The sequence below is a fragment of the Candidatus Berkiella cookevillensis genome (assembly GCF_001431315.2).
GTDB lineage: Bacteria > Pseudomonadota > Gammaproteobacteria > Berkiellales > Berkiellaceae > Berkiella_A > Berkiella_A cookevillensis.
Map to the genome: position 1 here is coordinate 356531 of NZ_LKHV02000001.1, position 21916 is coordinate 378446.

The 21916-nt window shown below is 37.9% G+C and carries 19 protein-coding genes and 1 riboswitch; of the genes, 10 read left to right on the forward strand and 9 right to left on the reverse strand.

Translation table 11 applies throughout. The annotated features are described in order from the left end of the window. The first annotated feature begins 222 nt into the window (after positions 1–222). From CC99x_RS01540 to CC99x_RS01550, 3 genes are all read left to right on the forward strand, one after another. Entirely contained in the window at positions 223–882 is a 660-nt protein-coding gene (locus CC99x_RS01540) for a hypothetical protein (RefSeq protein WP_057623504.1), read from the forward strand. 16 nt (positions 883–898) lie between these two features. Beyond that, positions 899–1312, forward strand: coding sequence for a hypothetical protein (locus tag CC99x_RS01545; protein WP_057623506.1), 414 nt, complete (start codon positions 899–901; stop codon positions 1310–1312). 81 nt (positions 1313–1393) lie between these two features. Further along, on the forward strand, positions 1394–3100 hold the full coding sequence (locus CC99x_RS01550; RefSeq protein WP_141651871.1) for a hypothetical protein: 1707 nt from the start codon (positions 1394–1396) through the stop codon (positions 3098–3100). 30 nt (positions 3101–3130) lie between these two features. Here the strand turns inward: CC99x_RS01550 and CC99x_RS01555 are convergent, their stop codons facing one another. The 7 genes from CC99x_RS01555 to CC99x_RS01585 all read right to left on the reverse strand — a co-directional run bounded on the left by CC99x_RS01555 (position 3131) and on the right by CC99x_RS01585 (position 12561). Then, the gene (locus CC99x_RS01555; protein WP_235528051.1) at positions 3131–4897 is read right to left on the reverse strand and encodes a DUF885 domain-containing protein; all 1767 of its coding nucleotides are present in this window, start codon (positions 4895–4897) and stop codon (positions 3131–3133) included. A gap of 35 nt (positions 4898–4932) precedes the next feature. After that, entirely contained in the window at positions 4933–6093 is a 1161-nt protein-coding gene (locus CC99x_RS01560) for a trans-sulfuration enzyme family protein (protein WP_057623510.1), read from the reverse strand. Further along, positions 6086–7459 (reverse strand): pyridoxal-phosphate dependent enzyme, encoded by a 1374-nt coding sequence (locus CC99x_RS01565; protein ID WP_057623512.1) that lies wholly within the window; start codon positions 7457–7459, stop codon positions 6086–6088. The genes CC99x_RS01560 and CC99x_RS01565 overlap by 8 nt, the downstream gene beginning before the upstream one ends. A gap of 106 nt (positions 7460–7565) precedes the next feature. Then, a complete protein-coding gene (locus CC99x_RS01570; protein WP_057623514.1) occupies positions 7566–8978 on the reverse strand; it encodes a hypothetical protein in 1413 nt (470 codons plus the stop codon). A 72-nt stretch (positions 8979–9050) separates the two neighbouring features. Continuing rightward, positions 9051–10736: an NAD+ synthase gene (locus CC99x_RS01575; RefSeq protein ID WP_057623516.1), complete on the reverse strand. Its 1686-nt coding sequence runs from the start codon at positions 10734–10736 to the stop codon at positions 9051–9053. Beyond that, on the reverse strand, positions 10733–11911 hold the full coding sequence (gene pncB, locus CC99x_RS01580; RefSeq protein ID WP_158003192.1) for a nicotinate phosphoribosyltransferase: 1179 nt from the start codon (positions 11909–11911) through the stop codon (positions 10733–10735). The genes CC99x_RS01575 and pncB overlap by 4 nt, the downstream gene beginning before the upstream one ends. Beyond that, entirely contained in the window at positions 11908–12561 is a 654-nt protein-coding gene (locus CC99x_RS01585; protein ID WP_057623518.1) for a nicotinamidase, read from the reverse strand. The genes pncB and CC99x_RS01585 overlap by 4 nt, the downstream gene beginning before the upstream one ends. Positions 12562–12691: 130 nt before the next feature. Here CC99x_RS01585 and CC99x_RS01590 point away from each other — a divergent pair, with 130 nt between their 5' ends. Together CC99x_RS01590 and CC99x_RS01595 are read left to right on the forward strand one after the other, a co-directional pair. Continuing rightward, positions 12692–13270, forward strand: coding sequence for an adenylyltransferase/cytidyltransferase family protein (locus CC99x_RS01590; RefSeq protein WP_057623520.1), 579 nt, complete (start codon positions 12692–12694; stop codon positions 13268–13270). A gap of 7 nt (positions 13271–13277) precedes the next feature. Beyond that, positions 13278–13949 carry an NUDIX hydrolase gene (locus tag CC99x_RS01595; protein WP_057623521.1) on the forward strand — a complete coding sequence of 224 codons (672 nt, stop codon included), beginning with the start codon at positions 13278–13280 and terminating at the stop codon, positions 13947–13949. 542 nt (positions 13950–14491) lie between these two features. Here the strand turns inward: CC99x_RS01595 and CC99x_RS01600 are convergent. Continuing rightward, complete coding sequence (locus tag CC99x_RS01600) at positions 14492–15541, reverse strand: bifunctional glycosyltransferase family 2/GtrA family protein (protein WP_057623524.1); 1050 nt, start codon at positions 15539–15541, stop codon at positions 14492–14494. Continuing rightward, the gene (locus CC99x_RS01605) at positions 15523–16908 is read right to left on the reverse strand and encodes a hypothetical protein (RefSeq protein ID WP_057623526.1); all 1386 of its coding nucleotides are present in this window, start codon (positions 16906–16908) and stop codon (positions 15523–15525) included. Before CC99x_RS01605 ends, CC99x_RS01600 begins: the two co-directional genes overlap by 19 nt. A 163-nt stretch (positions 16909–17071) precedes the next feature. After that, positions 17072–17175: riboswitch (TPP riboswitch) on the forward strand. A 90-nt stretch (positions 17176–17265) separates the two neighbouring features. Between CC99x_RS01605 and thiE the strand changes: the two genes are divergently transcribed. The 5 genes from thiE (at position 17266) to CC99x_RS01630 (ending at position 21837) form a co-directional block, all read left to right on the forward strand. Next, positions 17266–17919 carry a thiamine phosphate synthase gene (thiE, locus tag CC99x_RS01610; RefSeq protein ID WP_057623528.1) on the forward strand — a complete coding sequence of 218 codons (654 nt, stop codon included), beginning with the start codon at positions 17266–17268 and terminating at the stop codon, positions 17917–17919. 1 nt (position 17920) lies between these two features. After that, on the forward strand, positions 17921–18724 hold the full coding sequence (gene thiD, locus CC99x_RS01615) for a bifunctional hydroxymethylpyrimidine kinase/phosphomethylpyrimidine kinase (RefSeq protein ID WP_057623530.1): 804 nt from the start codon (positions 17921–17923) through the stop codon (positions 18722–18724). 155 nt (positions 18725–18879) lie between these two features. Further along, on the forward strand, positions 18880–19857 hold the full coding sequence (locus CC99x_RS01620; protein ID WP_057623531.1) for a TerC family protein: 978 nt from the start codon (positions 18880–18882) through the stop codon (positions 19855–19857). Between the two features lie 42 nt (positions 19858–19899). Next, positions 19900–20472, forward strand: coding sequence for a DUF2062 domain-containing protein (locus CC99x_RS01625; protein ID WP_057623533.1), 573 nt, complete (start codon positions 19900–19902; stop codon positions 20470–20472). Between the two features lie 24 nt (positions 20473–20496). After that, positions 20497–21837, forward strand: a complete 1341-nt coding sequence (locus CC99x_RS01630; RefSeq protein WP_057623536.1) for a hemolysin family protein — start codon at positions 20497–20499, stop codon at positions 21835–21837. Positions 21838–21916: the final 79 nt, after the last annotated feature.

Consider the following 21916-nt stretch of genomic DNA (forward strand, 5'->3'; position numbering starts at 1 on the left):
CATTATTTTATTTGATTATTGCATTCTTATTATTGATATAAAAATTTTTAATTATGGCGGGTCTTGAATTTCGTTAGAAAATTATATGGCTGTCCTATTTTGAAAATCAGTGTAATTGCTCATGTTGTTTAAAATTTGTTGCAAAAATTATTTTTAATTGAACTTAAAACATAACAGTTTGCTCCTAATGAATATGTCACTTGGTAGTTTGGGTGTATATGTATGGCAGCATTTGGTCCTCGATTAGGTGGTTTTGCAGGTCGAGCAGCTCAAAATTTAAGCCGTATTGCAAATGGAAAAGCAGGTCATTTTGCAAAGGAAGTGGGTACAGAGCTTGCTGCTGATTATCTTACCAATACAGCAATGGATATGCTTAACTTCAGTCCATCGGATAATGTAAATAAAATGTCTGTTCTTAGATCTGCTACGAGCAGTAAGGCAGGTTTGGCTTCTCAGCTTATTCAAGCAGCTCTGCAGGGGTATGAGATGGTAAACTCTACAGAAGTAAAAGCTCAACAATCTGTTACCACATCACCGCCTTCTTCTGTTTCACAGCGGTTACAGGACTTAAGCCAAAGTGTTATTGGTATGAGTAACCCAAACTTCTCTTTTCTGGACCAATCAAAATTTACAGAACAATTTTTAAGCGTCATCGAGTCACAAAAATTTAATTTTGTATTATCACAGGATAAGGATCCATCTTTTAATGTTGAAAAAAAGAGCCGGCAATCACCTTTAATATTTAATTCGGCTCTCAATGATAATAATTTTTTAGCCTCTTATTTTAGTGCCACTAAAGATGCAGATTTATTCGTTAAAGCAGGTAAGAGTACTGCAGCAGAACCAGATGTGGAAAAAAAGAGTACGCCAAAATTAAAATAAGTCTGGAGAATACATCATGGCAGAACCTAGACAACCCGTTGATTTTAATATGCCTGATTTAATAGAGAAACTCAGCAAAGCCGGTTTGCATAATGTGGCGATAGAATTAGAAAAAAATCGCCCAGAGATTGAATCCCTTCTGGCAAATATGAATCCATATAGTGAAGAAGACATCATTAGTATGATTGTTAATTATTCATTAATTCTTTATGAATTTTATCGAAAAGAAGAAGATGTAAAGAAACACAAGCAAGAAGAATATCAGTTGCTGCTTGCCGCCACCTTCAGTGTGGGTTATGCGGTTGGGCAAGGGGTTGAGGTTGCAAGTGCGTTACCTATTATGGCGATTGCTGGAACACATTCAGGTTTAGGTAGAAAAATAATAAAAACGTATTTAAAAGAAATTAAAGCTCAAAATGAAAATAACTAGAAGCTGTCTCAAAAATAGTAATTTTTTGTTTAGCCAAGGTGCAGATTCTTTGAGCTGCGTAATTTAATAGATAAAGCTTAGATGCAGTCGATTATAACGGATAGAAAAAATATGCTTAAGAAGAAAACGCAAACAGCACTCGATTTTGATCCACAGACCATTGGTTTAGTGAAGCAAGTGATGGATGATTTAACGGATGAAACCATTGGTTCACAATATGAAGTATTAGCTGCGTGGAAGGGAGGGAAAGCAGCGCACTTTAAAACAGGCGGTTTTAAAGGGGCGCCAGCTGAATCAGATTCTAGTCTCATGGGTTTAGCTTTAAAAATGCCAGGGATAGGAAAATTGTTAACCTGGATGTCCATTGGTGGATCGACGAAAAATTTATTTGGTCGCATATGGAATTCTGGCAAAAATCTTTTTTCTGGCCGAAAAATGAAGTCCAATGTCCTCTCCTTAGGATTAGGTGCTGTCGCTGTGACAGGCATGGTCGCACTTTGTGTGCTTTTTCCACCTGCAGGTGCAACGGCTGCTGCCTTGGGTGGTGCTTTGACTTTAGGGGTGGTGGGCGCGACAGCAGCTCTTGCGGTTGGGACAGCCATTGCGACGGTAGTTGCAGGTGCTTTAGCCTTTAAAGTAGGGGAATCGGTTGCTTCCAAAATATTCACAGATGAGAAATTTGAGCTTAATCAGGATACAGCCTCTAAATTTAAGAAAGAATTTGCAATGGATGAACAAACGGTTTCTTTAATGAATCGATATTTGCTCAATCGTATAAAAACGGTAAAAAGCGAATTGTATCAACAAGATCTTAAGAATTTGCAAGACTTTGCGATTGAGCGCGCTGAGCCTCTTGGAATATACCGCCTGAATCGGTTTTTTTGTGCAGAGTTGGAGAAGATGATAAATGAGCCTCAGGGCTTAGAAAAATATGAAAATGATATTAAAGCCCTCGAATATTTTTTAAAAAAACTCAGCAATATTAAAGGCTATGTGCAATCAACGGTCAAAGAAGATATTGGGAAAACCTTAAGTCAACTACAAGAGAAGCGAGAGAATATAAAGACTGTGCAGTCAGCTGCTGCAACATCGACGCTTGAAAAAACAGCTGCTTCTCATGAGTCCCCTGGTCTAGTCTCTGTGCCAAGAAGCTTAAGCAATCCGTCCAAGCACAAAACAGAAGATAAAGTGCATTATGGCTCTATGCAAACCTGGATGCCAGCACCTATTCCTAGAGAAAACAGGATCTTGAGTGTTCCGGTGAAAATTCCCATGTCAAAAGACCGATTGGATATTGTTGATGAAAAATTTCATCAGCATCTTAACCAGCATCATCAAGATCTGCAGATTGAGAAAGTGACAAGAAAATATAATGCAGAAAACCTATCGGACTTACGTTCTGGCAGAAGAAGTGCTGAATATCATTTTGAAACGAAAGATAATATAAAAATACCGCCGCTCACCAAAGAAGAAGCAAAATCAGAGGCTGGTGGCTTTACCATTTCTACTTATATGGATTTAACACTGATTAATCAAGATAATAGAACCCGTTCTATTGAAATAATGGCTGTACATGCTAAATCTTTTGCGCATGAAACAGGAGGACAGATTACGGTACATAATATTAAAGATGATGATTTCGTTGTAGACTTGAGTGTAGCTTTAAAACGTCATGGACTCTCGCCAAGTTTGGATTTAGGCTTTGCCAATAGAGATGAATTGATTCGTCGAATAGAAGAAAAGAGCCAGATCGGTGGTAAAACCGATAGGCTCTCTTCGACTATTTAGATGTAATGTAAATGTAATGTAGAGTCAATTTCAAGCTTTTCTTTCTGTTTCAAGCCAACTCATAATATTGGCACGTAGCATAGGTAAGGTTACAGCGCCATGTTTGAGTACTTGATCATGAAAATCACGAATATCAAATTTTTCTTTCAAAATTGATTTTGAATATTCTCTTAATGTATCAATCTCGCGCTTACCTAACATATAAGAGGTTGCTTGGCCTGGCATCATGATATAACGATCGACTTCACCTTCAATGACATTTCTATCTAAGGCTGTGTGCTTGCGCATAAAATCAATCGCTTGTTGTCTAGTCCAGCCAAATACATGGATGCCTGGGTCAACAACAAGTCTAGCGGTTCGTAATGCTTCATTAGAAAGCATGCCTAATTTTGAAATATTATCGTTATATAAATCCATTTCATTGGCAAGACGTTCACTATACAGCGCCCAACCTTCACCAAAGCCTGCGTTCCATAAATAGCTGTCTACAGGATGGTGTGATTTTTCTTCTTGTGCAAGTGCAACTTGGAGATGGTGCCCTGGTAATAACTCATGAAATAAAGTTGCTTCTTGATCTACTCTACTTTTGTTAGGTGGATCGTAGGCATTGATATAGAACATTGCGGGGGTTTTACCATCTTCTGTTGCGGGATGATATTCGCCAGCTGCACCTGTTTGGGCGCGGTGCATCGGGTAAGGGGTTACAATGCAGGCGGCTTTAGGCAAGGTATGAAACCATTGAGGGAGTTTAGCACGCGCTCTTTCAAGTGCTTTGGTATTATAAATGAGGATGTCTTCTTCTGTTTTAAAATAATTGTGTGAGCTTTGAATCGCTTTTTGAAAAATGGTTGATGTATCAAGCGTATTAAATTCGCTTAATCCAATTTGGCCAATCTCTTTTTCTAAAGCAGCCATATGGTTTTCACCGAAGCTGTAAATTGCTTTAGGGTCAATTGCTAAAGTCGTGCTTTCTTTAATTTTTGCCAGATAACAGGTCTCGCCATTTGGAAGGGCAGATAAGCCAATTTCTGTTCTGGCTTTGGGTAAATACTCTGATTGTAAGAAATCACGAAATTCTTTAATGGATGGATTGATTTTTAATTTAATGATTTCAGCAATTTTTTTTCTGAAGGTCGTGTCATGTGCTCTGTCTGCCATGGCATAAAAAGGAGAGGCTTCTATTTCACTTGGAATCATCAGATCTAATTGCTTGATGACACGTTCCACAACAGGTTTAGGTGCAGTATAACCTTGTGTTAAACCTAATTTTAAATTGCTAATTTCATCTTTCACTAACTGAGGAACAGTTGCCCACCTTTCGAGCGCTTGTTTTCTTTCTTGTGGCGTACTTAAAGGTTGTTTGCTTGAAATAACCCCCAATTCTATATGCCAGCCTCTTAATGGATTTACATTCCAAAGCGTTTCTTTACAAATACGCGTTGCTTTTGCATTCTCAAGAGACTCTTTCAGTAACTGAAAAGTAGTGTGTTCAGAAGAATTAATCAATTTTGCTTCATCTATGTGGGAAAGCTCTTCTAGCCATTGATCTTGAAGTGCTTGCCAGTTTAATTCATTCTGGTAGCCATGATTTGAAAACTTATTTTGTGGCACATTTGTTTTTCCCCAAAAAAGTGCTAGTTCAGGGAAATAAGTGAAATATTGGGTTTCATAATCATTTGCAAGCTCAGAGACCGTTTTTGTTGCAACAATTGACATAGGTGTGGTTCCATTATCTATAGAAGGATTGGCAAAAGCAGGGGGTATCATTAATAAGAGTAAATAAGATAGTTTTTTCATTTTTGTAATATTCTCAATTCTCAATTTTTAGTTTTTTAAAGATTGCTAAGCGCTTGTTTTAAATCATCAATTAGATCGTCTGACTCTTCAATGCCAACAGAGAAGCGTAGTAAACCATCATCAATGCCTAATAATTTTCTTTGTTGTGGTGATACCGTTGCATGCGTCATCAGTGCGGGGTGTTCAATGAGCGATTCAACGCCACCCAGAGATTCTGCTAAGGTAAATAATTGTAAGCGACCTAATAATTTTTTAACTTGCTCGATATTAAAATTAAAGTTGGCACTTATCATGCCACCAAAACCACGCATTTGTGTGCGTGCCACATCATGATGGAGATGATTTTTTAAACCTGGATAGTGAATTTGCTTTACACAAGGTTGAGTGTGGAGAAAATCAACAATTTTTTCAGCATTTTTACAATGTTCCTCCATGCGTATACCCAGTGTTTTTAGCGAGCGGAGCAATAAAAAACAGTCCATCGGAGAGGGTACAGCGCCCATTGCATTTTGATAAAATCTTAAATTTTCAGCTAAAGTATCCTCTTTAACAATCAAGGCACCACCTACGACATCTGAATGTCCTCCGATGTATTTTGTTGTAGAATGACAAACGCCATCAGCACCACATTCTAAAGGGTTTTGTAAATAAGGTGTTGCAAAAGTATTGTCAATAAATACATAAGCTTTGGAGGCATATTTTGATTTTATTTCACATATTTGAGCAATATCTGTTATTTTGAGCATTGGATTGGAAGGTGTTTCCACCCAAATTAACTGCGTGTTTGGTTTCAAAGCATTTTTAAATGCTGTTGCATCTGAACAGTCGACCTGGCTAAAAGTGATCCCTTTTTCTGCAAATACTTTCGCAAATAATCGTACTGTGCCACCATATACGTCATCCCCAATCACCACATGTGAATTGGGCGCTAAACTTTGCAAAAGTGTTGCTAAGGCTGCGCATCCTGATGAGAAGCATAAACCGTGTGTACCCCCCTCTAAAGAAGCAAGCGCTGTTTCTAGATAGCTGCGGTTAGGATTGCTTGAGCGACTGTATTCAAAATCACCGATTGGTTTTGCGGGTTCGCGCTGTTTATAGGTGGTACTCAGATAAATCGGTGGCATCACTGCGCCGGTTGCATCTCCTGAAAACCCTGCATGGATTGCTCTTGTTTTAAATTTATATTTTTTATCCATTCATTTTTCTCATCATATATTCAATCATGTCGATTTTTGAAATAATACCCACGAGTTTTTCTTTGTCGACCACAATAGCAACTTGCTCTTGATCAAAAATTTTATTGAGATTCATGAGTGAGCTATTGGGAGATACAATGCCTTTTAAAGGTTGTGCCACTTCGTGTGCGAGAGACTCATAGCGAATATCGCCTGCTTGTAACTTATGGAGAATGTCAATTTCATGCACAATGGCCATCGGTTTATTGTTTTCATCAACAATGGGCATTTGTGAAATACCATTGTTTTTGAGTTTAGTAATCAAGTCTTTGACTGTTTCATTGACTCTTGCCGTGAGCAAGGCTTGGTTTTGTGTTTGCATGAGATCATAGACGGAGCCGAGTTCATTGCCTGTATTTGAAAATCCATGATCTTTCATCCATGCATCATTTAAAAATTTAGAGATATAGCGACTACCAGAATCTGTTAATACCGTGATGACCGTTTTTCCAGGCCCCAGCCTTTTAGCAACTTGTAGTGCGCCAAATACAATGGCACCTGAAGAGCCACCACAAAATAAGCCCTCTTCACGAATCAAGCGTCGTGCTGTGACAAAGGCTTCTTTATCATTGGTTTGTATCATTTCATCAACAACGGAAAAATCTAAGGCCTCACATAAGATATCTTCGCCAATGCCTTCTACTTTATAGATCTGAGGTTCAACTAATTTTTTTGTATAAAAATAATCGTAATGTATTGAGCCAATTGGATCGACGCCGATGATTTTAATATCTTTGTTTTTTTCTTTGAGATAGCGACCAACACCAGAAATAGTACCTCCTGTTCCGGTACCGGCGACAAAGGCATCAAATTTTCCTTTGGTTTGTTGCCATAATTCTTTGCCGGTTGAATGGTAATGTGCATCAATGTTTTCTTTACAGTGATATTGGTTGACGTAGAATGCATTGGGTAATTCTTGTGCAATCCTTTTGGCTGTATTGACATAATGATCGGGTGAGTCGCCTGCTACATCTGTAGGGGTTACCACGACTTCTGCACCAAAAGATTTGATCATGTTGATTTTTTCCAGGCTCATTTTATCAGGCATGGTAAAAATGCATCGATAGCCTTTCACTGCGGCAACCATTGCCAGCGCAAGCCCGGTATTACCAGAGGTATTTTCAACAATGATACCACCAGGTTTAAGTTTGCCAGCTTTTTCCGCTTGTTCGATAATGTAATGAGCAATTCTATCTTTAATGGAACCACTTGGATTTAGAAATTCGCATTTTACGAGAATCGTTGCGCTCTTACTATCAACGACTTTGTTTAATTTTACGAGTGGGGTGGAACCGATACATTCCAGGATGTTGCTTTTATATTCCATTATATTGCTCTGCTTGAATGTGCGTGGGTTTTATATATACCAAGATCTGGGGCAAATTCATAGGCTCAGGGCAGTGCACAATGCATTGTCCTGAGAGTTGGTCAACTTATTTTGTGGGGGTGAGATTAAATCTTGGAATAGCTTTCTTTGAAATGCGAAGTGGAGATAATGGTAGGGGCTTAGGTCTTTCTTTTTCTGCTGTGAAGAGCGGAGTGAATAATTGGGGTAAAGAAGATGATAAACCGAAATCATCAGTATTTTCTTTTTGAGGTGTTGTATTCGCTTGTGATTGTAGCATTTTATTAAGTGCATTGCTGGTAGAGCGCAGTGGCGTATTAAATTGAGTGGGTGAGAGGGGTATCATTCTGTCAGGTTGATAGAAGCGTCGTTTTGGTGCTTTTGAAGGCGACAGCAAACCTTGTGGAGACAGTAGCACGGTTTGTGCAGCAAGTGGTGTTGTGGCTTGAAAAGTATCCAATAGTATTTTTTCAACAATTTTAACTTCTGATAAACAAATTGTATTGAGCGTCAATGCATCAAAGGTAAATTTTACATGGCGCTTATAATCTGCGCCTGCCCCATCTTTGATTTCAACGGACAAGCTCTCTAAAAGTCTTATTTTTTCGTAGCCATTTACCCACTTTGGATAGAAACTCAAATAAAGGGTATCAGGATGCCCTTTGCTGCGTAGAATTTTTTTAATGACAGGATTGAGTAATTCCATTTCAGCATTACAAAATTTTGTTGCTAAGCCTAAGTTGTTAAGAAATTGAGCTTTATTACCTTTCATGGAGTGAGAAACAAAATGTGTCCAATGCACAGAACGAGGTTCAACAACGATGCCCGCTGCTTTTAATGCTTTTCGCGCTGAGATTTCCATGATTTCATCTTGTGTGGGTGAACGCACAGGCTCACCATCACGTTTCGCTTTTGTCTTTTCTTTTGCTGCTTGACGAATATCATTTAAGGTAATGGGCGTATCTATGATTGCATCTAGGGAGCCTTGAGGAATATCGAGTTCTTCCAGAGCAACATCAGGAAAGAGAGGAACGGCTAATCGCTCTGTCTTTACTTTATCTTTAGGCAAATAGATGGAAACTTCTTGGTTTTGAATTTGAATAACACGTGAGGCAATGAGTTTAGTTTTTCCTTGTGGGGTTACTAAAAACCGGCTTGTAATACGGTTTGGGGTAGAAGCTTGATAATCAGGCGATTTTAATATTTGTGTTTTAGCATCCGGTGTAAAAGTTACTTGAGTGCCTCTTACAGCGGCTTTTTTTGCATCAGGTGTGCTCGCGCCCATGAGCTGAATAGTGCCGCGTGCTGATGATTCAAAATCTACATTTTTTCTGCGTCTATTTTGGCGTGGATTATATGCCGCATCAGCTTTTCTGGCGGCTTTGCTCTTTTTGCGTTTTTTTCTACGCTTTTTAGTGGTTTTTTCTTGAACTTGCGTTGTCGTTTGTTCATTCTCAGATCTGAGAAACTCGTCGTCAGAGGTATCAGTAAAGTTCAACATCTTTGTAGCTACAACAAAAGAGGGGAGATAGATAAGCGCCCATTATAGTGAAAGGAGACATCCTATACAAGATTAGTTGTCTGGGAGACTAAAATTTGCAGCAATGGGGAATTGTCTACCCATACCAAAAGCGCGACGTTGTATGCGTATAATGGGGGGGGCTTGTTTGCGCTTGAACTCTGCTAAATCAACCTGACGATGTACCGCTTGAATGCTTTCTTTAGAAAGTGGCGCAATTTGTGAATGATACGCTGCTTTTGGCTTAGGGGACAATAAATCGCCCTCTAAATATAAGCGTAAAATAGGATCCAATATTTCATAAGGTAGCAAATTATCGCTGTCCTTTTGATTGGGCGCTAATTCTGCGCTAGGCTCTTTCTCAATAATCGTGTGTGGTATTAAATTATCGTGTATTTCATTAATATAATGTGATAAAGCATATACTTCTGTTTTATATAAATCTCCAATGATATTTAAACCACCCACCATATCACCATAGAGTGTTGTATAACCAACACTGAGTTCACTTTTGTTTCCTGTGGATAAGACCAAAGAGCCGTATTGATTTGAATACTGCATAAGTATTCGACCACGGATGCGGGCTTGAATATTTTGTTCTGTCAAAGGATTTGGCAAAACATTAAAGTTCTTGGAAAATTGTGTGCAGGCGAGCTTAAACTCTTCTTCAATCGAGACAATGTGTAATTTAATATTGAGTCTTTCGCACAAGGCAATGGCATCTGAAATACTGTGCTCACTTGAATAGCGGCTTGGCATGGCTAAAGCAATTACTTTGTCAGCGCCTAATGCTAAGGTTGCAAGAGCGCAGGTTAGTGCAGAATCAATACCGCCTGATAGCCCAATCACCACACTGTTGAAACCACATTTTGTGACATAATCCTTCAAACCCAGCTGTGTTTGTGCATAAAATAATGCCACGTCTGAAAGTGGTTGTTTTAAGAGACTGTGTCTAGTATGCATGAGACATTTATTTTCAAGAGAAACAATACCACAATCCTCTGCAAATGCAGCGAGAGAATCCATGACTTGACCATCTGCGTGTAAGCAAAAACTTGCGCCATCAAACACCAGATCATCATTGCCGCCCACTTGGTTGCAAAAAATGAGAGGGGCTTTTAATATTTGAGCAACAGAAGCAAATTGTGTGATTCGTTCTTGCTGTTTGCCAATATTGCTGGGAGAAGCATTGATAGAAATGACAATATCTAGCGCCTTTTCTTGTAAGAGCGCAATGGGATCTCGTTTACAAGCTATGTCAGTCTCTGTTTGCCAGCCATCTTCACAGATCAAAAAGCCTAAGTTGAATCCCTTGAAATGGAAATACCCTGCTTCTTCTCCAGGAGAAAAATGTCTTGCTTCATCAAATATGTTATAAACAGGCAGTAACATTTTGTGATATTGATAGCGTATCGCACCTTGGTGAATAAAAGCCAAACTGTTATAAAAAGTTTTATTTTTGTGTCGATTGGTGTGTGGCGCGGAGTGTATTAAGCCAATGATAATGGCAATATCTATATGCTCACTTGCCATGATGAGTTTATTGACAAAATAATTTTGGGTTTCAACAAAACCAGGTCGCTCAATCAGATCTTTAGGATAATACCCGGATAGCGCTAATTCTGAAAATACAATGATGTCAGCATTTTGCACATTTTTATGTACAGCATCTATTATTTTTTGATAATTATTTTCAAAATCACCGATTTTAAAATTTAATTGGCAAACAGCTATTTTCATACGAGGCTCTTGAGCTTAAGTTCTTTTTTTAAGTAGTTAAGGCGTTGTTCATTTGTAGAAACTATTTTTCCAGGTGTGTCTGGATATTTGATAACAGCCGTGCCATTCACTTCTGTCATTTTGATCACAATATCCAAAGCAGCGAGTCCCACATCATTCATTAAATGAGTGCCAATACCAAACATCGGCTTTGCTCGCTTTTTTATATAATGATAAATATGAATTGCTTTAGCGATGGTTAGACTGTCACTAAAAACAAGACATTTTTCTTGTGCATCAATATGCATTTTTTGATAATGGGCTAATATTTTATCTGTCCAGAGCAGAGGATCCCCTGAATCATGACGAAGACCGCTAAATCGCTGACTCAAATCATGATTGAATTCGGTTAAGAACTGATCGACTCCCAGCGCATCCGTGAGTGCTATACCCAGCGCACCATGATATTCTTTCAACCAAACAGAGAGCGCTAATGCTTGAGAGTGTTTAATATCTGTGGCTAGTACTTGAAAAGCTTGTAGATATTCATGTGCCATCGTACCGATTGGGTTTAATCCAAGAGAATGAGCAAAAGCAAGATTGCTGGTACCAGCAAGACAGTGAGGCAATGCTTCTTGTAACGTTAGCAATACTTCTCTTTGCCATTCTTTGCTAAAGCGGCGCCTTGTACCAAAATCAGAGAAAGAAAAATCATAGTCTGTTGTATGATGCTTTATTTCTGTTATCTTGGATTGTAATCGTGCTCTTCCTTCGCTTAAAGAGTAATTGGGATAGTGCTTTTTGTAATAGCATTCACTAATGATCGCCAGTAATGGAACTTCAAATAAAATCGTATCTAGCCATGAGCCTTCAATGTGTATGCTTAAACTTGCTGTCTTTTGAATCGTTACTTGCTTGGGGTCGAGCTTGAGATTTTTTAAATAATGTATGAAATCTTCCGTGAAAAAGGGAAGATTCTTGAGATAATTGGCTTCTTGGGGCGTGAGTTGTAATTCACAAAACAGTTCCAGTTGCCTTTGAATATCGGCAATGAGTGTTGTTAAATCAATATTCTTACGGCAGGTAAATTCATAGCACGCAGTGACGGGCTTAAGCTGATGAAAAATGCATTGCATCATTGTGAATTTATATAAATCTGTATCTAGCAAAGAAGTAATCATAGGGCTAGACATCATTTTCTCGAGCTGCATAATTGTGTAGAAGAGGAGATGAGTATTGCGCCCTTTTGTTCCATAAGCTTAATGGCTTCTTGGGTTGTATGGGGGGATAAACCTCTGCAAGCACCTAAATTCAAAATGGTTTTAAAGCCTGCATGCAATAGTTGTAAAACGCTTGTTTTGACGCAATAATCTGTGGCCAGACCACCGACAATAACAGTGGTAATTTGATGCGCTATTAAAAATTCTATCAGCCCTGTACTCATGCGCTCGTGGATATCATGGTAGCACGCACCATAAGGGTGCATATCTGGCTCTACGCCTTTCCAGACAAAATAATCATAGTCTTGAGGATGAGGTAAACCTTCAATGAGTTTAAATCCTAAGCTACCAGGCACGCAATGTTGAGGCCATCGTACATCCACATTTTGATATCCTGAGATAGCTGAGAGTGTAGGTTGGTTTTGATTTGCTAACCAAACCGGATTTGCAGGATGTGCATCTTTTGTTCCTATTCTTAATTGTGCAAAAGTGCCTTGCTGATTGAGTTCATGGACAATTTCATGGCCCAAAGGGATGGGTAGCTCATTTGGGCAAATGGGCGTAAAGCTGTTTTGGGCATCCACATCTAAACTGGCAATATGGATTTTAGATTCTAATTCAAGCATGGTATTTCTCTTGACTTAGTGGCACACTGACACTAACATAATAATCTAATAATATAGTTATTTTGTCAAGTGTTTTGCATCGCATGCTTTTTTAATCAATTGATTTAATTAATAATAAGAGGGCTACGCTATGAAGCAGGTTGGTGTGTTAGGTGCGAGCTTTAATCCCCCTACTTTAGGTCACAAAAATGTGATTCTACAGTCTTTAGATGTTTTTGATCTCGTTATTCTGGTTCCGAGCTTAAAGCACCCCTTTAATAAAAAACTGGTCTCCAGCATACATCGGGTGGCTATGCTCAAAAGATGTATTGATGCTTTACCTGAAGTCTATCGCGCTAAAACAATGTTAATGAATGTTGAAGCCATGTTATTAGCCAACAGTCAGCAGCAATATATTTATACTTTTGATGTATTACAGAAATTACAGCGTTATTTTGAAATTATAGGTGAACCAGTCGCATTGCGATTTATTATGGGGCCTGATAATGCACAAAACAGCGTTTGGAAGAAATTTTATAAGCATGCAGAAATTGATAAACGCTGGCCACCTTTTGTTGTTAAGGAAAGTATAAAAGTCCACAGTGAGCAGGCGAGAACTTTAATAAAAACCTTAAGCCATAAACCCCACGAATTGAAAAATGCATTAAAACCTTTTTTAGAAGAGTCAATCATTCATTATATTCTTCAAAATAACTTATATGTTGAGTAGTGGCACTATGAGCAAGTCTAACTTACAAGTCTCTTTAGAAATTGTGCTCTTTTCACTCATTGCTGAAAAGTTACATGTCTATGTTCAAAATTGTGCTACGGCGCCTTATATTGATAAATATTGTTTGCCACATGGTGATATTTTATTTACAGAAGACAACACCATTGAAGAAGCCATTATGCGTACGCTTAAGGCATTACAATTTAAAAGCTTGTCTTATATAGAGCAAGTTAAAACCATTGGTGGTATAGCGCGTGATCCAAGAGGATGGTCTTTGGCGGTTGTGTATTATGGGTTTGTGGCTGTTGATAAAATGATTGATAGTACAAATATACAATGGATAGCCATTGACGACTTGCAAGCCAATGATTTTGCTTTTGATCATGCTTTGATTGTGCAAGAGAGTCATCAACGCCTTAAAAGTAAAGCTTTATATACTTCTTTGCCTGCATTTTTACTCCCAGAAGAGTTTACCCTTACTGATTTGCAAAAGGCATATGAAGCGGTGTTGGATTGTAAAATTGAAAAGAAATCCTTTCGTCGCAGAATGCTGGACGCGCATATTTTGGCAGAGACAGAAAAGGTGAGAAGAGCAAACCATAGACCTGCTCAAGTGTATCAGTTGATTGATCAAACGCCGCATATATTTAATCGCATCATAGAAGGGGCGCGGCATTAAATTAAAAAAAAGTCCATTGTTAAGCGCTGACTGGCATTAATGAGCGTAGCGAATGATTTTTTCCTCTACCAATTTTGGGCTACGGGATGCACACATTTTCTTTAAATAGTAGGATATATTGTGTCATGCCAGCGCAGGCTCATATGCGTCAACTTAAGGAATTTCTGGGGTTTGATATAGAATATTGCTGCCTATTCTTTGTTCGCAAAGCGAACATTTTCTCACTTTGTAAAGGGAGACGCTCGTGCAGCGTAGCTGCGACGAGCAGAGGGATTTAGCTTTTTGAACTTAGCTCCCAGCATAAATCCCCCTTGCGCACTTGTCAGTGCGCGTCCCCCTTCAAAAAGTGGGATTTTTTATTCGCTACGCTCATCTGGATAATTTCTGCCAATGAACGAAGTGAATAATTTTCTTCCCTTGATAACAAGGGAAGAGGCTTGCTTTAGCAAGCAGATGGATTTTTTTTGAATTGAATAATGATATATGGCACTCAATGATATGGTTTAGGAAGCTAAGTCCTTAAATTTGGTTTAAGCTTCTCTTCAGCTAATCCCTTTAATAGAATCCTCTGGTTGATTGAATACCAAGAGTTTTTGTATTGCAAAATTTGCAATAAATAAGCCAAACAGTGCTATTAATTTGCTGGCGTATACATTGGCTCCAAAATAAACAAGGCTTTGAATAAAGGCATATGAAAATACAAGATTGACAACACAAAGCAGCGCATATTTCAGTGCTTCAAATCTAAGATTTGCTTTGGACTTAAAGACCAATTCTTTATTGAAGAGGAAGTTACAGGTGCCAGAGAATAGTCTGGCAAGGGACTCGCTGACAAGTATATTGCCTGAGAGAAAGAAGGCTAATGAGAATGCTAAAAAATCGATAAGTCCACTGATTGCTGCAAAGACAAGGAAGCGCAAGAAGACAAAATAGATTTTTAAGGAATCAATCACAGGGTTAAAGTGTGAGCCTCTGTTCTGATCATTGTAAACGGTTTTAATAGTAAGTTCTTTCATAGTGAGGTTTTGTTTGGTTGCTTTGATCAACATGTCTAGCTCAAATTCATATCCATTGCTGGGTGTCTTTAATAAAGTTTTTAAGAAGGCGCTTGGAATGGCTCTTAAACCCGTTTGTGTGTCTTGTAGTGATTGTTGAATCAGTAATCTAAAGATTAATTTTGTTAGGTTATTACCGATGCGGCTTTTCCAGGGCACATCTTTGTCAAAGGCTCTTGCACCTAAGTAAAGAGATTGTGGATCTTTGCTAAAAGCAGTTGCAAGATTCATAATATCTTCAGGCAGATGTTGTCCATCCGCATCTGCGGTTAATACGCCGCGATGCGTGCTATCAAAATGAGTTAGAAAATGATTAAAGGCCGTTTTGAGTGCTTGTCCCTTGCCTAGGTTAACTGCATGTTCTAAAACAGTTACCTGAGGCAGCTTTTTTAAATGCGTAAAAATAGGGGCACATTTTTTATCTGACCCATCATTGACAATGAGGATCTTTAACGATGCATTTTTTAACAATGCTTCGACGAGCGTAATCAATTTTTGTTCCGGTTGATAAGCCGGTATTATGATGATGGGATACATAATTCTTCACTTACAACATTTAATGAAGTTTCAGATTGAGGTATTTCAACTTTTAATGAGAATTTCTCAGGTGATAGAAAATGATGCACATACTTGTTAAATTCATGATTAAACATGTGATCGGGAAATTTTATCTTATCAGAAAATACAGTGCCAATTGGAATATGCCTTCCTGTGCGAGTGACTATTTTGTCAAAATATTTGAAAAAAGCGTATGCATTATACTGATTTTTAAAGAGAACCTGCTTGTCAGATAAATCATCTGTAAAGTTGAGTTGATAAAATAATTTTGTTTCATCTTGGCTATTTTTTTCAACATGGAACAGATTTTTATTTTCTATCTTTAAAGAGGCTAAAAAGTTATATGCATTTTGACAATCTTCTTTGGTTGCAAAAAAAGCATGTCCATCATGTGTCATATGTTGTTCTACTGCCACAGGCTTTAATCGCATGGCTTTTAAGAACGCTAGAGGATCCTTCTGACGATACAGTACCCATGGTTTTTCATGGTTTGTATTCATTTGTGACAGGCCGTTGTGCACAATGATTTCATCATTGGGGAAATGCTCGGTAATAAGTGCTAGTATTTTATCAATAGTTTGCAACCCATGCAGTATTTCAGCGGTAATGCCGTCTGCCCCTTCTTTCCAATGGTGATGTTGAATATGAGCCAATGAATTTAAAAATAAAATAGAGCATCTAGGATTAAAGCGTCGTTTATATTTGATAAATAATAAGGTTGAGACATAGTCAAAAAATGAAATAAAAATATAAGGTTTTTTGCCACGCTTTAAGAGTGAGCCAAGCAAGCTAAGACAAGATGCGAATATCTTGGTTCCTTGGCCTGATGTAAATATAAAATGAAAGAGCTTGAGTGCTTGAGAAAATAGCGTACTTATTTTTAAGCTTCTATAGTTTTTGGATACATAACGAGGTAAATCCAGCAAATTGTTTAAGTCTTTTGGGTAAGCGTTTTCGCTAAACGTCCAAGGATCTGGTAAGAAAAATTGCACATTTTCTTTATTACGCCGTGCCCCATTCATGACACCCCAAATTCCGGTTGTAATATTATGATCGCTTAAGATTTCCCAGCTTTGAGCACATTGTAAATCAGGCAGGTCACCAAGATGTTTGATCTTATGTTTTTGGCTTTGTGTGCCAGTATGAATCGAGACCCACTGCACCCATGGTTCTAGGTAGCCGCTGTTGTAGCGATCATTGGTTTTATAATGCGCGCGATGTTTATTAAGTAACTTGCTTATATTAGGTAAGGAGTGTGCTTTAACAGCAGCTGTTAACAAATCAGTATTGAATTCATTGAGTTCTATGATTAAAACATTTTCTTTTGGGGGGCTACTCTCTTCCATAAAAAACCTTTGTTAGTTAATAAACAACATCATGTGCTTTTTAAGGCATATCATAACGTGCAATATAGGTGAAAGCCATGTGTTGTGACTATAAAATAAAATGCATTGCTGTGTGTCTTGATGTGGCTTTGTTTGACATTTTCTGTATTTTCTTTATAGTAAATTTTTTCACCAGGGGTGCTTTTTATCACGTGATAAAAGGCTGAGAAATACCCTTAAAACCTGCTCTGGTTAATGCCTGCGGAGGGAGAGTGATGTTGAACGATAGCGCTTTTGATTTCATAGGTTCTTCTTGATTGATTAAGTGTTGTAGATTCTACATTCATTTTTTTTTCTGCAATTTATTGAGGAAAGAAAATGAACAAAGAAATAAATAAAAATTTTTACAAGCTGATGCTTGTTACCCACCGACAAGATTGCCCTCTTGAGCAATATCTTATTTTTATAAAACGCTGTGTTGCTTTTGGCATTACGACTGTTCAATTGCGCGAAAAAAATGCGAGCCATCGCTTTTTAATTGAATTTGCTGCAAGGCTCAAAGAAATTTTAGATCCTCTCAATATTCCATTGATCATCAATGATCGCCTTGATGTGGCACTTGCAAGCAATGCTTGTGGTGTTCATTTAGGACAATCAGATGGTTCTGTTTTGCATGCTCGGGCAATGTTAGGAGCACATAAAATAATAGGCACTTCTATCAACTCAATTGAAAGGCTCAAAGCTGCCAATGATTTGCCTATTGATTATATTGGGATGGGTGCTATTTTCAGGACAAAAACGAAGCATAATGTCGTTAGACATTGGGGGGCGCAAGGACTGAATCAAGCTGCAAAATTAGCTCGTCATCCTATTGTTGCTATCGGCGGGATTACAACGAAGAACGTTGCTGATGTTTTGAAAAATGGTGCAAATGGCATTGCAGTGATCAGTGCTATTCATGATGCAAGTGATGCGCGAGAGGTAACGCAACAATTGCGTAAAAGTATTGATCTTAGATGTGATGGAAAATAAGATGCGGCATAAATGTTTGTCGATAGCTGGTTTTGATGGTTCAGGTGGCGCAGGCATTCAAGCAGATTTAAAAACCTTTTCTGCTTTTGGATGCTATGGTATGAGCGTTTTAACGGCATTGCCTGTGCAAAATACAATCGGTGTCAGGCGTTGTTATACTCTGCCATTGCAATGCATTGAAGAGCAGATGCATGCTATTTTTGAAGATATTGTACCTTGTAGTATTAAGATTGGTATGCTCTTTTCAGTGGAAATTATTCAATTGATTGCGCATTTTTTGGAAAAATATGCGAAAGATATTCCAATTGTTTTAGATCCGGTAATGCTGGCTAAGAGTGGAGATGCATTATTGCAAGTGGATGCCATCGATGCTTTGAAACAATATATTATACCATTATCCACAATCGTGACGCCGAATTTACCAGAGGCTCATGAACTCACTGGGTGCATGGGGGAGATGCCTGTGGTTGCCAATGTTTTGCTGTCTTTAGGTGCAAGCGCTGTTTTGCTCAAAGGTGGACATACTCAGGATGAGCATGCAAATGATTTCTATCTTGATAATACAGGAAAGTATCTTTGGCTAAAGAGTCAACGTCTCATATCCAATAATACACATGGCACAGGTTGCACACTGTCTGCGGCGATAGCCTCTTGTTTGGCCTTAGGTAAAGATTTACCAAGCAGTTGCCAGATAGCAAAGCATTATTTATTTCATGCATTACAAGCCGCACAGCTAAATTCTGTTGGCAAAGGGCATGGACCTGTGCATCACTTTTATCATATTTGGCCAACACTACAATGGTAGATTTTTGAGAATTCTGTATATTTAGGGAAGCAGTGTTTATCTATGTAGGTAGTTTTCTAAATATTTGTTGTCGTGACATACTAATAAGCTACAATTTACAGCCAGGATAGAAGATAATAGACAATATCCTTCTTTGGCTACAAACAGGAAGTTTCATGCAATCACTTTTATCTTATGGCTCACAAGAATTCTTATCAAAACCACTTTGGATGTGGGTTATCTTTTTGTCGATTGTTTTGGTGCTGATTGCGCTCGATTTAGGTGTTTTTAATCGTAAAGATAAAGAAATTGATATTAAAACAAGTCTACGAATGTATGCATGTTATTTTTCAATTGGTCTAGGCTTTGGCGGATGGATATGGTGGTACTTAGGACAAGCTGCCGCCTTTACTTATTGGACAGGGTTTGTTGTTGAACAAACTTTATCGATGGACAACATCTTTGTGATGTCGATGATTTTCACTTATTTTTCTATTCCGCGACAATATCAGCATCGGGTCTTGTTTTATGGGATCTTAGGGGTGATTGTTTTAAGAGGTACGATGATTGCCCTAGGTACTGTCATTGTAAGCCAGTTTCAATGGGTACTTTATTTGTTTGCACTGTTTTTGATATTTACTGGACTTAAAATGCTCGTCAAGCAAGGTGGGGAAACAGATATATCAAAAAATCCAATATTACGGTATTTAAGTAAAACTTCTTGGGTTACGTCAAAGATACATGGGCATAGTTTTTTTGTTAGAGAACAGAACCCTAAAACAGGTAAATTAGAGCTTTATATTACGCCTTTATTTGTAGCATTGATTATGATTGAAATTGCAGATGTTATTTTTGCGGTTGATTCTATTCCTGCTATTTTTTCGATTACCACAGATCCTTATTTAATATATACCAGTAATATTTTTGCAATCTTAGGGTTGCGCTCTTTGTATTTTGCATTGGCAGCAATGCTGAGTTATTTTGTGTATTTGCAGTTTACCTTAGCAATTATATTGATGTTTATAGGCTCAAAAATCTTTATCACAGAAGTGTTTGGTCTCGTAAAATTTCCGCCCATCGTATCGTTTCTGGTTACAGTAGGTATATTGCTGATAGGGATCATTCTGTCTATTGTAAAAGGCAGAAAGAAATAGCTGGTTTAATTGCTAATATTTGCTTGTTATGGAGAAAGGCTATTGCGCAATTGGTTTAAGAAATATGTGCCTTCTAAAACGATTAAAAATCATGAGGGTTTAAGTTGGATAAAAAACCGACTACATGATAGTAGTTTATGGCATCTGAATCGTCATTCAGTGGCGCGTGGCGTAGCAATCGGATTGTTTGTTGCTTTTATTCCATTACCCTTACAAATGCTTTTGGCTGCTGTGCTTTCTGTTTTTACCAGATCGAATTTACCTATTGCAGTTGCCTTAACTTGGGTTACCAATCCCATTACGTTCTTTCCTATTAATTATTTCATTTATAGGGTAGGTAAATGGGTCTTGAATGATCCAGTTACTACTTTCGTGATGAAAGATTTTGATTGGGAAGGAAAACATTGGAGTGAAATAGGATCTCACTTTCTGCATTGGTTGGAGAGTATGAGCGTCGCATTTTTAGTTGGCTTGCCCATTGTTGCTATTACTTTATCGATTTTAGGATACATTTTAATTCATGTTATCTGGAAAATGAGTGCTTATTATCGATGGTATCAACGAAAAAAACGTATTGAACGTAAGAAGAAATTGCGCCGTACAGGGCGCGATTAACATACTTGAAAGGACTGATAGTGCATGTATGATTTGTTTTTATTGTTTTTAGCAATATTATTGGTATTTCTGAATGCCTTTTTTGTGGCCGCTGAGTTTAGTATGGTTAAATTACGCCATACACGTGTGCAGGCAATTAAAAATCATTATGGGCTGCGTGGTCGCATATTGGAGCAGGTACATACGCATTTAGATGCCTATTTATCCGCTTGTCAATTAGGTATTACCTTGGCATCTTTAGGTTTAGGTTGGCTGGGTAAGCCTGCCTTTGCACATTTTTTACAATCTGCTTTTATCTTTGTTGGCCTTGAATCTCCAGAGTTACTTGATATTACGTCCTTTTTCTTTGCATTTTTTATCATTTCATTTTTACATATTGTTGTTGGGGAGCTGATGCCAAAATCATTGGCTATTCGTCAGTCTGAAGTTGTCTCTCTATGGACCGCAACGCCACTCTATGGATTTTATTGGTTAATGTATCCGGCTATTTGGTTGCTGAATTTATGTTCAAACTTCCTATTAAAAGTATTTGGTTTAGATGCGCAACATCATCATGAGAATGTTTATTCATCCAGGGAAATAAAAACAATTCTAAATGCGAGTCATATTCATGGAGAATTGACAGAAGACGAAGCGGATATTATAGAGCAAACAATGGATCTGGCAGATTTAGATGTGACTGAAATCATTCGTCCTGCAGAAGAAATGGTGATGATCGATATTACACAACCTATAGATGCTATTTTTCAAAAAATCATTGAGTATCGCTATAGTCGGTATCCTGTTTATGATCCTGAAAAGAAAGAAATCATTGGTATTATTCATGTAAAAGATTTGTTTGATGCTTTTTTACGTCAAGATAAAATTGTTGATTTAAGAAAGTTTATCAGGCCGGCCATTCGAATACCACATTATCTGCCGGCTTTAGATTTATTGCATAAATTTCGTAATGGTATGACGCATTTTGCATTAGTATACAAAGGTAAGCATGCATTGATAGGCTTTGTGACACTTGATAATTTATTACAAATCATGATTGGTCATATCAAAGATGAGTTTCATCGAACCCAAGATGATTGGATGCAAAACCAAGAAGGGCATATCATTGCAAAAGGTAAATGTACATTGTATGCCCTGGAGAAGGCTTTGGGCTGTGATATTACCGTTACTGAAGAAGAAAAGGATGTTAGTACTTTAGCAGGACTCATTATTGAGCGCATAGGTAAAATACCTGAAAAAGGTGAAACGATTCATTTTGCAGAGTTTGATGCGCTGATTGAAGAAGTGCAAGGTGCGCATATTAAAAGAGTGAAGGTTTTCTCTAAAATTCAGCCTAACATTAGTGAAGATAAACCAATCGCCTAAAATCCTTAAATTCGTAGATATTGATTGACTATACTTCAATCAATATCTGCTTTTTTGCGTAAAGGTTGATAAATGTTTT